The sequence below is a fragment of the Vibrio sp. 1-2 (7-a) genome, assembly GCF_013048515.1.
Taxonomy (GTDB): Bacteria; Pseudomonadota; Gammaproteobacteria; order Enterobacterales; family Vibrionaceae; genus Vibrio; species Vibrio diabolicus.
Genome location: NZ_VHSQ01000001.1, coordinates 1,327,653 through 1,341,139, shown reverse-complemented (window position 1 = coordinate 1,341,139; position 13,487 = coordinate 1,327,653). Strand labels below are relative to the sequence as shown.

General features: G+C 39.8%; 9 protein-coding genes. 1 reads left to right on the top strand and 8 read right to left on the bottom strand.

The genetic code is table 11. The annotated features are described in order from the left end of the window. Positions 1 to 188 precede the first annotated feature (188 nt). From FKN08_RS06055 to FKN08_RS06045, 3 genes are all read right to left on the bottom strand, one after another. Complete coding sequence (locus FKN08_RS06055; protein WP_170891546.1) at positions 189 to 3,464, bottom strand: hypothetical protein; 3,276 nt, start codon at positions 3,462 to 3,464, stop codon at positions 189 to 191. A gap of 444 nt (positions 3,465 to 3,908) precedes the next feature. Continuing rightward, the gene (locus tag FKN08_RS06050; RefSeq protein WP_170891545.1) at positions 3,909 to 4,394 is read right to left on the bottom strand and encodes a hypothetical protein; all 486 of its coding nucleotides are present in this window, start codon (positions 4,392 to 4,394) and stop codon (positions 3,909 to 3,911) included. 717 nt (positions 4,395 to 5,111) lie between these two features. Then, positions 5,112 to 5,720, bottom strand: coding sequence for a Rha family transcriptional regulator (locus FKN08_RS06045; protein WP_170891544.1), 609 nt, complete (start codon positions 5,718 to 5,720; stop codon positions 5,112 to 5,114). A gap of 936 nt (positions 5,721 to 6,656) precedes the next feature. On the opposite strand from FKN08_RS06045, the gene queD reads away from it, so the two are divergent. Then, a complete protein-coding gene (gene queD / locus FKN08_RS06040; protein ID WP_170891543.1) occupies positions 6,657 to 7,028 on the top strand; it encodes a 6-carboxytetrahydropterin synthase QueD in 372 nt (123 codons plus the stop codon). A gap of 90 nt (positions 7,029 to 7,118) precedes the next feature. Here the strand turns inward: queD and FKN08_RS06035 are convergent, their stop codons facing one another. The 5 genes from FKN08_RS06035 to FKN08_RS06015 form a co-directional block, all read right to left on the bottom strand. Further along, positions 7,119 to 7,586: a GNAT family N-acetyltransferase gene (locus tag FKN08_RS06035; RefSeq protein ID WP_046876185.1), complete on the bottom strand. Its 468-nt coding sequence runs from the start codon at positions 7,584 to 7,586 to the stop codon at positions 7,119 to 7,121. Positions 7,587 to 7,680: 94 nt separating this feature from the next. Further along, on the bottom strand, positions 7,681 to 9,396 hold the full coding sequence (locus FKN08_RS06030; protein WP_139059830.1) for an EAL domain-containing protein: 1,716 nt from the start codon (positions 9,394 to 9,396) through the stop codon (positions 7,681 to 7,683). A 210-nt stretch (positions 9,397 to 9,606) separates the two neighbouring features. Then, positions 9,607 to 10,968: an L-serine ammonia-lyase gene (locus FKN08_RS06025; RefSeq protein ID WP_005396900.1), complete on the bottom strand. Its 1,362-nt coding sequence runs from the start codon at positions 10,966 to 10,968 to the stop codon at positions 9,607 to 9,609. 98 nt (positions 10,969 to 11,066) lie between these two features. Further along, positions 11,067 to 12,320, bottom strand: coding sequence for an aromatic amino acid transport family protein (locus FKN08_RS06020; protein ID WP_005396901.1), 1,254 nt, complete (start codon positions 12,318 to 12,320; stop codon positions 11,067 to 11,069). A gap of 344 nt (positions 12,321 to 12,664) precedes the next feature. Further along, entirely contained in the window at positions 12,665 to 13,264 is a 600-nt protein-coding gene (locus FKN08_RS06015) for a CoA pyrophosphatase (protein ID WP_005396902.1), read from the bottom strand. Positions 13,265 to 13,487: the final 223 nt, after the last annotated feature.

The following is a 13,487-nucleotide window of genomic DNA, read 5'->3' as shown; positions in this document are numbered from 1 at the left end:
AGGTACAATGCAGTAACTCATACACGTCCTCTGGCTAGTTGACTAGATTGAACTACTGGTATTGTCACTCACAATTAGACAAAGGTGAGATAGATTATTTGCTCTATCTCACCAGATAAAGATTACTAAAAGTAAGTTGAGCAACCATAAGTTCTGTTACGCACACACTTCACTACCTGTTTATAGCATCACTCTTTATCTATGCTCTTTATTTCAGTTTTAATACAAGGTAGCTCATCCACTAAATCCACTTTCATCCAATAATTTATCGACAATTCACCGACATTTTCATTTTGAGATGGCACATAATTTACTTTTATAAATTGATTATCCATAACCTTGCCAAATACGATTGATTCGAATAAATCTCTAGTTGTCAGTAAACTGAAGTTTACGTCCGAAAAATGAAGACTATATACAATTATATCACCCAGATTACAGATATAGTTATTTCCGAAGCCATCAATAAAGGAAATGTCAAACTTATTAGCTATTTCTGGTTTGTATCTTGCTTCTCGAAGTAATTGATTCAACTCTGAGCTTCCTGAAAACAAAACTGGATTTGTAATATCTTTTGAAAAGTTAGAAATGTCGAAAATGTTATTTTCTGCATTGGTATAGACTTTTGAATCAGAAGTTTTGTACTGCAATAGCTTTCTTAGAATATTTAATTCAACATTATCTCTGGTTGATTCTTTAAGCCAACTTTCCTCGTTGACAGCTCTATTGGTTTCAATGTTTTTTGCAATATTTTCTTTAAGATATCCCTGTATATTTAATTTATACAAGGTTTCTTCCACAGGATTGCCGTTAAAACCAACCGATTTAAATAAATTTATAGGAAACTCGAAGTTCGCGTCGTCGCCTATAAAAGCCTTGGAACAAGATATGCCAAATTTAGTTAGCAGATCTTCGTCAATATCTGCCTCTGCAACTAACTGATTCTGCCGTTGGTTTAGTTGGTCAATAACTTGTTGAATTGAAGTTTTAAAGTTACCTAGGTTACTATCAAATTGTTCTCTAGAGATGAGGAATGGTTCTTTGATTTCGTCAACCAATCTAAGCCACTCTTGTAAGTCACGAACAAGGGATTGTTGGTCTTGAAGGCGAAATGCATCCGAAAAAACAATATCGAACCATTTACGTCCCAGTTGCCATTGGCTATTTGAAAAGGAAACGGCTATCTCAACATAAGCAATATTCATACTTTGAGCGTCGTTACGTCCCCAACCTGAATAGATACGACCCGATACTCTTCTCTTTTCATTAACTCGCCCAAAGGACTCAAGTACTCTTGAAATCCATGAGCCGTAGCTACCGCTTTCATAATTGGGATAATCCCTATGCCTAATATACGCTCCAACTACGTCACTAGCGTTGGATATAGACTTAGGTCTTCGACCAATTGCACCTGTTGGGTGAATTGCAGCGTTAGAAAGTAACGCTTTAATGTATTGTCTTATTTTTTCATTATCATTTAAGTTCGGTTTTAGCAACATGTAACAAGCAGTAATAACTCTAAGGTCAAACGCTGCATTCTCAAATGCAATATTAAAAGCTGATTTAAGGTTAAACTGATGACCATTTAAGATCACAATCCAATTTTTGTCATCTAAGCTTTTAAGCAACATATCATGAGTCACTAATTCAGAGTGCCATCTATATTCTTCTAGTCCATGACCATAATCTCTAACTGAAAGCTTTTCACACCAATTGTTCAGCATGTCAACACCCCACCCAGCAGCCTCGTCATTGTTATACCTCAAAGCTGTTATCGCGGTATGCGCTGTAAATTCTAAATGGGTAAGGAACAATGGTAGTGAATCAGTTAGGCTATCAAGTCGTTTACGTCTCGGTTCAATATAATCCAGCCAAGACTCCCACGACCCAACAAAATCAAAAAGTACGTCTTCATATTTATTTGCTACGCGCATATCTGACGAGGAAGAGCTATATGAACGCCATTCCATCAATAATGACCAAGTAAAGTAACTACCTTGGATCAATAAAAACCCTTCACGCTTAACCAGTTTTTCCCGCCTTGAAAATAGTCGTTTATGCAAATAAATGACTTCGTCAAAGAATTCTATATTTTCAGGAATTAGTTCGACAGCAGATTTAGCAATTTGATAATATTCTGTCAAAATTTCATCGAGATAGCTCCTACTGAAAAAATTAGTTGTTGGCAACAAAAGCCAATTATCGTCTTCATTATTATCGTTAATAAAGCTTAATGCAGAAGCAATCTCTATATGCCATTTCACGATGTTGTCTAAAGCGTATTTAAATTCTCCTATGTTCTTTTCTCGAATCGAATCATTAGCTGAGCCAACTAAGCCCAGCATCATGGAAGTTAGGCTTCTTTCATCATTATCTTTGTTTTTCTTGATTGTAAAGCTTAATTTAATCAATACCTTAGATAACCAACTTAGATCGAAACCAGAATACCTAACAATTACTAGACCTGTTTCATTTTCTTTAGTCCAAATAGGTTGTAGTACAAATTCTGGTTCAGCATTTAAATCTAAATGGAGCCAGCTAAAACCTTTTTTCGAAACTAGCCTCTTCACCAAACTCTGGCGATTAAGCCAACGAAGCACTTTGAGCTTCTTAACTTGGTAATGAATTATTGCATTGATGATTGAAAAGTAGACGTTAGTTACTCGAATTGGATCTGGTGACGGAAACATAATTTCATTGTATTTATCATCAGAGAAATTATAGGTGCTTACTTTGAGTACGCCCTCATCTGGGTTAGCCAGAAGATTATTTTTTACTGAGTTTTGTAGTAATAATTCATGAATCCTGTACCTAATATCAGCCTCACATAGCTCATGAATAGTGAATCGAACAACTATCCTGTCACGTTTCGTTTCATCTAACATCATGAATGTAGCTGTAAAAAACCAACTCGTTAATAAAACATTAAATGCCAACCATAACGCGGTAGCTATGCAAATCGCTAGATAAGTTGACTTATCCATACTAGCGCTGAGGAAGTAGCCCACAATTATAAATATGGACAAAAATAATCCACTTAAACCAGCAAACATGAAGCCAGAGTACAGCTGATAAATAGGAAACAATGTCTTCTTAGCTGACTTATTCTGAAAAAGTACACCAATCAAACCAATAACAAGTGGATATACAACACCGACAATGGTTAACTGACCAGCAAGAAAACCACCTTGCCAGTCGATTAGTCTTCTCCAATTAGGAAAATACTCGATAGCAAATGGAGTTAATTCTTCTTTCCAAAGCAATAAATTGGCTACAAGTAAACTAGCTAAGACGAAGGTGAGAAAGGTGTAATAACTATGCCTTTGAGACCAACGTAATATGTTGTGCTCTAAAAGGTTCCATTTACTTGAGAGGAACGCCTTATTTTGGTAGAGCGTTTCATCAATGTTTTTATCTACACGATGCTGAAGTGAATTTAACAGCTTCTCAATACTAACAAGCACTTAGATGCCCCCCCCAGGAGCTAGATCGTTCTTTTTTAATTGCAACTACTTTACTAGAAAGCGGCTGTTAATCAATGATATGAGTCTCTTTGAATTGATTAGTGTGTAGTGGTTGTACTGGCTAAGCAAATTTGGCCGTATTGCTAGAGCTTTGACATAAGGAAAATAAGTCAAATACTAAAATGAACGCTGTACAGAAAAACTGACCTAAAACACTTTGGGGCATTTCTGTGTTACATTCCCATGAACAACCCGTAGGAAAATATTTTTCCAGCCACCTTCCTAAATTATAAGTTCATAAGTGATTAATAAATATAGAAATTTTATCAATCCAATGTCCAGTCCTTGTGCTTTAAGAGCTAGAAGGGGCGCCTTCGACATTATTATTTTTTGTAACAAGGCAGACAGAACAACCAACACTCATAATGCGACTTTCATGACTGACTACATCTCAGGATAAAGCCCTTTATCGAGCAAAGCGTAGCGAAAATTAAATGGCTGATTCATCCGCTCTGCTAGTTGCGTAAGCTCTTTTTCGTCTAAATGTTTAACACGATCCGAAGCTAGCTTCTCAAGAGGAGTTAAATCGACTGAATAATAATTGAGCTTTTCTTTATTATCCTCAGCTACTAACGCTTTTTTTAGTTTAGCGGTCGCGTCCTTCATACACATTCGATCTGTATAATTCGCTAAATAGCCTATTGTCGTTTTTTTATCATCATCACTCAGAGAATCAAACCATAAAGAATCAGGGATAGTAATTCGATTTTCATTCGCAATCTCTTCGCAGTAATCGAATCTCTCTTGCCACTGTTTTTCTGCCGTCTCACTATCCAGAACAGAGGCACAGCCAAACAAAAGAAGACATAACGTTATAGCTTTACTTGGATACTTCACTGACGCAGTTCCAAAACTTTCGTTCTTCACCATACGTGTAAATCTCCTGCTCATATGCAATATTAAATATCTTATTACGTGTAAATTTCGATGCGCCTAGCATTGCTCCTCCGAACGCTTCCCAATCGTATTCCCTGATGGTTATAAACTTCTCGAAAGCGCTAGTAGTGACGCTCGGAGTTCCAAATATGTTATAGAAAGGGGTTGAAGCTAACGTTCCATTGAGTAAGTTACCTGACTCCATAATGCCTTTTATGTCAGCGACGGCACGCCTACTCTTTTCGCTAAGCTTCAGATTGTTGATATCACATACGCCTAACTTTGCCATTTCATTGTTTTCTTTGAGGTAAAATTAGTGTTATACAGATTTGGAAAAACTGAGTCATTACTGCTTATGTGACACTGAGCGTATTTTTTCAAGAACCCCCGAAATCACCAATAAAATTGACTTTTTGAAAGCATATAGTTGTGTGATAACGCTTTGAAGGTTTGAACTTTTTCATTGTCCTGATTCAATTCGCTCAAACAAAGGGTGGCTAGTTATAAGTATAAAGAGCAAAAACCTGAACTCAAAAAATATGCGAACCAAAAGGTTGTTCCAATGAATAGTATCAGCCAAGATCTGCTGACACGTCGATAGACAAAACCGATTTAATGCAACCTGTCAGATCTAGTCATATATGGGAAAACTCACAGATTACACCTAGGTTGGTACAAATAAAGCCAGCTCTTAGCTGGCTTTATTGTGTTTTACATCAAGCTAAGACGTTTAGCTGCAATAGCATTGATCTTAATAATGTCTTGGTTGGTGAAGATTTGGCTGTTATTCATGTAGTGCATAAGCTTCTCTTTGTTACACACAAAAGCGTCATTGGGCACAAACTGGAGTCCGTTTGCTCGTCCAGCGACCACGTCAATTAACACTCTAAAGTTTACATGTTCTTTCAAGTCAACGAAGTCTTTGTACAGGTTTGGATTGAAGTCGATGGAGTTTTCACTCTGCTTGGTTAGCTTCTCAGCCATTAAGTTAAAAGCATTGATGTAAGCTTCTTTGATTATGGCAGCTTTCTTTCCGGTAAAGCCCATCACCAAGAATATGAACCCATCTTTCGTCATTTGATAGAACGGTTGGAGTTTGTTGTTCTGTAACTCATTGTTTTTGTGGCAAAGCGTAAAATTGCGCCCTGTAAAACCATGCGAGCACTCCAAGTTTCTGATTTTACGAATCACGTCTTTATGTTGTTTGTTAAAGTACTTAGCCACCAGAAATGAATCGGTAACTAAAGCGTTAGTTTTAGACACGAAAACGAGATCTTCAGGGCGATGTTGTTCGATTGGAAGTGTAGTTTGTGCTGGCATAGTCGCCTCCTTTGTAATGATATTTAAATCACCACCAAGAGGTTCCTAATCTACTGGTGGTGAACTGAACAAGGTTAGGAACTACCGCTACAAAGGAAACGGCGCGCCGAAGCGCCCTCATCCAGTCCACCATAATTTGGGTGCACTGAATCACGCAATAAAAAACCAGCATAAAGCTGGCGTTATCACGCCTTTGTAATTGCGGGGTTCCTAATCCCGACAACGGATTTTGCCATTGCCCGAATAGAATAGTTACCGTAAGGCGTGATAGTCAAGCTTTTTGTAGCATATCATTTTAGGTTTTAAATAGAAAACGCATTTGTATTTGATGGTTTATTTTTGTTTTCGAAAGTTTATTTTCTGAACACCAATACTGGATGTATATACAGCAATCATGTAGTATATTGCTGTAAGCTACTAATGCATGATGTAGCTATAACTTGTTTCTAAGCGTTGTGCGTGAGGATTTAATGATGGAGCAGTTGACTATCAACTTACGAGTTATCGCCAAGTTAATGGAATGTGAGGTTCTTGATGATGCCACAAAAGAGTTCATTCAGTGCGCAGTAATGAAAGCAGCCCTTATTCTAGAGGAAACAAAGTTTACTAACATTAGTAAAAAAGACGATTCTTGATCGGGATTGCTTTAATCTATTAATTAAAAGGGAACGCGTAAGTGCTCCCTTTTTTTGTGGGATGTAGAGGGTGTTCAGATACTATGTATGGAAGTTTTACTAACTTGCGCATTGCCTCTTAGCCGACGATAATGGCCACATCATCGTTTCGTTACTGCCCGATACTTTTCTTAAATCACGCTAACTTGTGTGTATATCTGGGAGTGCGAAAAAATACAGTGTGTATATAAGTGTGTATATTGTTTTTTATTTACACCATTTAATCACTGTAAAATTCTATATAAAACAGAGGTTTACAAAGTTGTCATCCCATTTCTCAGAAATATACAAAGAGTTTATGTTCGAAGCGGCACATCACTTGCCACATGTACCTGAAGGCCATAAGTGTGGTCGTTTGCATGGACACTCTTTCTTAGTTCGTCTTTATGTAGAAGGTGAGGTAGACCCGCATACTGGTTGGGTAGTGGATTTCGCTGAAATCAAAGCGGCATTCAAACCAATTTACAATCGTTTAGACCATTATTACCTGAACGACATTGAAGGTTTGGAGAATCCGACGAGCGAAGTGCTAGCAAAATGGATTTGGCAACAGCTTAAGCCAAGTTTACCGTTGCTAAGTAAAGTTGAAATCAAAGAGACGTGCACAGCCGGTTGTATTTACAAAGGTGAATAAGTCACTTTTTATTGAGCATTGAAGACAAAGGCAAGCCATGAGCTTGCCTTTGTTGTATCTGGATATTCCCTATTTTTTATACTTTTCTTGCTAGCTCAGTGGATGACGTAAAATCCACTCTTTTTCGTTCTCACCAAACGTTGTTTTCTCTGTATTGATGAATCCACACGCATCAAGAAAACTGATAGCGTATTGCTGACTCTGTGGCACAGTGACGCAAAGAGAGGTGCTTTCAGGGTCAATGGTATACGCATAAACGAACAGTTTGCGTAACGCTTCACTCCCAACCCCTTGGCGTTGGAAACGTCGATCAACCATCAAGTACTTGAGCCCCAGTTCGTGCCTTTTGGCAAAGGGCGCATGTTGGGAGAAGCCTTTATCGATAACAAGATAGCCAACTAATAGATCGTCAGAATAAATCGTAAAGAACGCTTCAGACTTATTGCGTTTTTGATAAGCCACTTCAAACGGCGTAGAAAATCCTTTCTGCTCTTCCTGCACATCCAATTGCATCAAACTCGAAAAATCTTTCAGTTTGGTGGGCTTAATAGCAATCATCGTTCAACCACAAATTGGCGGCATATCCTCATGCCGCCACGAACTTTAATAGAGTATTTCCTCTAGTCTAAGTAACTCACGAGGTTAAGAAAAGCTAGAAATGCAGAGGATAATAATAACCTTGGTGAATATAGGCACCTAATGTTGTGAGTAAGTGAGCGCTATCGGCGGTTTCTACGCCTTCAACAATGACGGTACACCGATACGTATTTCCCATGGCGATTAACTGACGCAACGTTTCCACTTTCTTATCGTCCGACTTTAAACCAATCACAAACTCCCGATCTATTTTCAAATAATCTGGATTGATTTTACTGATGAGCGACACGTTGTTGTTGCCAGTGCCAAAGTCATCGATACTGATTTTACAATCCAGTGCTTTTAGTTTCGCGACATTGCCATAAATCTCGGAGGTATAGTACATCGATGCATTTTCCGTGATTTCAATCGTCAGCAAACGACAATCTCGGTTAGATAGTTCTCTGTGTAGGATTGAAAAGTTGCGTCCTCGCAGCAAAGAAGGACAAATATTGATGCTGATAGGAATAGGCAGCGCTTTGTGCTTAGTATAGATGGACTCTATCACCAGTAAGGTATGAGTAAGGAGCAGCCCATTGCGGATCAGTGTTTCAATAAACCGTTGCGTATTTTTTACCTTAAACCGCGAGAGCGCTTCGTAATGCACAATCTTTTGCGCTGAAGTGTCATAAATCGGCTCCAGTTTGATTTTAAATTGTCGAATTGCACACAAATAAGCCATAAAGGCTTGTAGAGAGCGATGACGCAGTATTATGAGAAACAGCAAGCTTAATAAAATGATGCTTTGAAACGGTCCAGAGATGTAATACACCTCTTTATAGCCGCTGTTCTTAACGTGATAGTTGAAAAAGCGTTCATTGGTGTTACCAATTTCTAAAGAGGTCCCTGTATTGGTTGATAGCTTCATGCCGGAAAGAAAAAAACGCGAAATATGATTTTCAACGTTGTCGGATAAGTTAATGTTTTTGACACGAACCAAAACGGTCGCGTTATTCAAGTCAAATGATTGGGTCGTATAATTGCTATTATTACTCCACTCTTCAAATGCTTTTTTGCTGACAGGGACAACGGTTTCGGGGGTGACTAAACACCGGATATTGAAACGGTCTAGCATCATGCTCGATTCCACCAGCTTTACATTATCAAAGAGCGACTTCAATTCTCTTTCATCAGCAAAGCAGCTCTTTTGGGAAAGGTTTTCTGCAATTTCGAAGGCGTTATCAAGATAATTATGTTTCACAATGCTGTTTATCGCGTAATAACAGATGGCAAAGAAAATGATCGCTGTGCTCAAGACGACCCACAGCGTATCTGAATAGATCTTTTTATTACGCAGACAAATACGAAGGGCTTTGCCAAGGCTGTTTGTTGTGTATTGATTGATCTTGTGTTGATGGTCGATGCCATTCTGATGGTTGTTTTGCATAGTAAAAGGGATGAAGTATCCGGTCCGGTGAATATTTTCGATAATATTTTTTTTTGTGGTTACGTGTTCTTCCGTGAGCTTGCGAAATTTCTTTCTTAGAGCGGCCACCGCGTTTTTAAAGCCATTTTCAGGCAGTGTCATTTTGTATTGTTGAGTGATTTTGCTTTCTATCAATCGCTGGCTAATTGGCGTATTTAAGCTGCCGTATTTGGCGATGGTTGACAGAATGGCGTACTCATTTGGGTTGACAGGAATGGAGTGGTGGAGTGATTGATTGAGCTCTAAAGATATTTCGTTTTCGGACAAGCAAACGCAGATTTGGTTTCCAATTTCAAACCTAATCATGTGTTGGTGTGCTCCAAGTTTAATTTTTGGCTACGTTATCAATAAAGCTAGGAGAGGGATGTGATTTTTTACGGGGATATCCATAATATTTGGATATATTCAAAGTTTTAGGTTTTTTTATGCTGGGTGTGACAACTCATTATTCATGGTTAATGAAGTATAAAAAACCCGAGCAGTGGCTCGGGTTTCGTCGATATTCAGCAAGGCTTATTAACAGATAACTTTTACTGCTAGGCCGCCTTGAGAAGTCTCACGGTATTTCGCGTTCATGTCTTTACCTGTCTCTAGCATGGTTTCGATAACTTTATCTAGAGAAACAGTAGGAGCAGAAGAACGACGCAGTGCCATACGAGTTGAGTTGATTGCTTTTACAGCTGCAATACCATTACGCTCGATACATGGAACCTGAACCTGACCTGCAACCGGGTCACAAGTTAGACCTAGGTTGTGCTCCATCGCAATTTCAGCCGCCATACATACTTGCTCTGGACTACCACCCATAAGCTCAGCAAGGCCCGCTGCTGCCATAGAACATGCCACGCCAACTTCGCCCTGACAGCCAACTTCTGCACCAGAGATAGACGCGTTACGCTTGTAAAGGCCGCCAATTGCACCAGAAGCTGCGAAGTAACGGATGTAGTCTTTCTCAGTTACGGTTTGGATAAACTTGTCATAGTAAGCTAGTACTGCAGGGATGATGCCGCATGCACCGTTAGTCGGCGCAGTTACAACACGACCACCTGCTGCGTTCTCTTCGTTTACTGCAAAAGCAAACATGTTTACCCAGTCAACAACAGACATTGGATCGTTCGTTGTTTTTTCAGAAGTAAGCAGTTGCTGACGAAGTGCTGCTGCACGACGAGGCACGCGTAGTGGACCAGGCAGAATGCCTTCTTCGTTCATACCGCGATCCATACATTCGCGCATTGTGCGCCAGATGTTTGCGAAGTAAGTACGAGTTTCTTCGTCAGAATGAAGCGCATGTTCATTTTTCATGGTTAGCGCACTGATAGACAGGCCGCTTTCATGACATTGCTTTACAAGCTCTTCTGCCGTTGTAAACGGGTAAGGAACTTTTACTGGATTCTCAACTTCTTTACCGAAGTTTTCTTCATCAACGATGAAACCACCGCCGATAGAGTAGTAAGTTTTTGAGTACGCTTTTTCGTCATCAATCCAAGCGTGGATTTGCATGCCGTTTTCGTGTAACTCAAGGTTTGTTTTGTGGAAGTTCATTCCACCTTCACGTGGGAACGATACTGTGTGACAGTGCATGCCAACAGGAAGGCGTTCAGTTTCTTCTACGCGAGCGATAAAGCCCGGGATAGAATCGATATCAACTTTCTCAGGAGTGTTGCCTGCAAGACCCATGATGATAGCAATATCTGTGTGGTGACCTTTCCCTGTCAGTGATAGTGATCCATAAACGTCAACGGTGATTTTAGTGATGTCGCGCAGTTTTCCCATTGCGCGAAGATCATCAATAAACTCTTTACCCGCTTTCATTGGGCCTACAGTGTGTGAGCTTGAAGGTCCAACACCGATTTTATAGATATCAAAAACACTAATCATATCGATTACCTCAGAAGAAAGCCTCCCAAGGGGAGTTGGGAGGCTTAATTTTATCGTTATATTTTTGGATTAATCATACCGTGCTAGGGCAGGGATGATTAAAGAGCGCCGTAGATTACAGAACTAATGGCAGCAAGACCACAGATTGCTGTGAAAATTTGCACAGGTGCTGAAGTTTTGTACTTAGCCATCGCTGGAACTTTTTGCATTGCGAAGATAGGCATCAAGAATAGGATTGCCGCAATCATCGGTGCGCCCATTGTTTCAATCATACCTAGGATGCTTGGGTTAACGATAGCAACGATCCAAGTTGTGATTACGATGAAGATAAGAGACATCTTCTCGATCTTGCTTACTGGCGATTTTGAACGAGATTTCACTAGACCAACTAGACCTTCATGCGCACCTAGGAAGTGGCCGAAGTAGCTAGAAGTGATAGCCGCGAAAGCAACCAGTGGACCTAAGTAAGAGATCAGTGGAGACTCATGAACGTTTGCTAGGTAAGAAAGAACAGAGATGTTTTGCTCTTGTGCTGTTGCTAGTTGCTCTGGAGACAGAGAAAGTACAACAGAGAAAACGAAGAACATTACAAAGCCCATTAGCATCATCGCTGCGCCACCAGTGATAGCGTCAGTTTTCTTAACTGCGTCATCACCGTATACACGACGTTGTTCTTTAGAGAACTGAGAAATGATTGGGCTGTGGTTGAAAGAGAACACGATAACAGGGATTGCTAGCCATACGATAGCTGGCATTGCACCCCAGTCAGGTGATACTTCCATCATTGAAGTGTTCCAACCAGGAATTAGGTACACAGACAGCGCTAGTAGGATGAACACTAGAGGGTAAACCATCGCTGAAGTTGCTTTCAGCATAAGCTCTTTACCGAACACTACACCCGCTGTCATTGCAGCGATAAGTGCACCAGAAAGTAGCCAGCGAGGAATAGATTCCATACCCATTTGGTTAACTAGGAAAGAGTCAACCGTGTTTGTGATACCAACACCGTAGATAAGTACGATTGGGTAGATAGCGAAGAAGTAAGCGAACGTAATAAGGTTTGCGCCAGTCTTACCAAAGTGCTCTTCTACTGTGTCAGTGATGTCCGCTTCTGGGTTTTTCGCAGAAAGAACGAAGCGAGCTAAAGATTTGTGTGCGAACCAAGTCATTGGTGCTGCGATTAGGGCTAGGATTACTAATGGCCAAAAGCCACCTGCACCTGCTTTAATAGGAAGGAATAGTACACCGGCACCTACTGCCGTACCAAAAAGGGACAGACACCAGGTAAAGTCTTTGTAAGAAAACTTACTAGACGATTGTGCGGTAGAAACCGCAGAAGTAGTTGTATTCATTTTTTAGTTACTCATTTTGGGAACAGGAAATAAGTCGGGAGTAATTTTGCAAGATTTTACACTAGGAAAATTAGATCTAAATCATTTATTGCTTACGCTTATTGAATGATATGTCAAAAACCTGCTTTTTATCACGAAAATGATGTGCTACTCGTGATTTCTGCTAATGAGTAAAATTAGAAAAACTTATCGATGGGGCTGTTTGTATAAATTTATTTCACCGCAAGCGTTTGCGGTGAAAACGGCAAATTAATCTAATGTGAATGAATGTTTATGAAGCAACGTTTTATTAATATTGATGCGCATGATGATCGCATCCATAAAAATACCGATATCAGAAGTTTTTAATGTGAAATGATATGTTTTTGCATTGATTCGATGATTTGTGCGGTCATGCCCCAGATGAAATGCTGTCTATATGGGATAGCAAATACACGATGACTGCTGTTTTTTAGGTCAAACTTGGTGCTGTACAACTTTTTCGGATTCAGAATGTGGTTAGCAGGAACTTCAAAAACAGACTCCACCTCATTTGGGTCAATATGCGTTTTATACTCAGGAGAAATAAAGGCCAAAAACGGTGTCACATTAAACTGACTAATCGTTGGCAATGTTGGAAGCTGGCCAAATACATGAATATGTTCATCTTCTATGCCGATCTCTTCTTTGGTTTCTCTTAATGCCGTATTGATTAGATGATGATCTTCCTGCTCAAACTTACCGCCGGGGAAACTGATTTGTCCCGGATGATGACGCAAGTGTGCTGCTCGCTTTGTCAAAATGACCTGTAGCCCCTCCGGGCGTTCTACAAAACCAATTAAGACCGCTGCGTCTCGCAGTGATTTTCCTTTCATCCATTTCAGTCGCGCGAGGGACTCTTTGTGGTAACCCGTTGGAAGCCGAAATTGAAAGTTTTGCAGTAATTGAGTTTTGTCGATAACCAAACCAAATCCTTATTTATTGTGCCTAACCACTATTTATTATACTCAATGGCCGCAAGAGGCGCGGTGCTATCGCCGTTGGTATGGTATTAAAGTATTAGTACCGTACCAAAGCACGTCCATTGGTTCTTTCCCTGCTTTGTGTCGTGTGTCTCACTCTGCTTGGGTATAATAATTTGAAACTTATAAGGTTATAAACCATTCTTTATTTTAAGAGGTCACCACA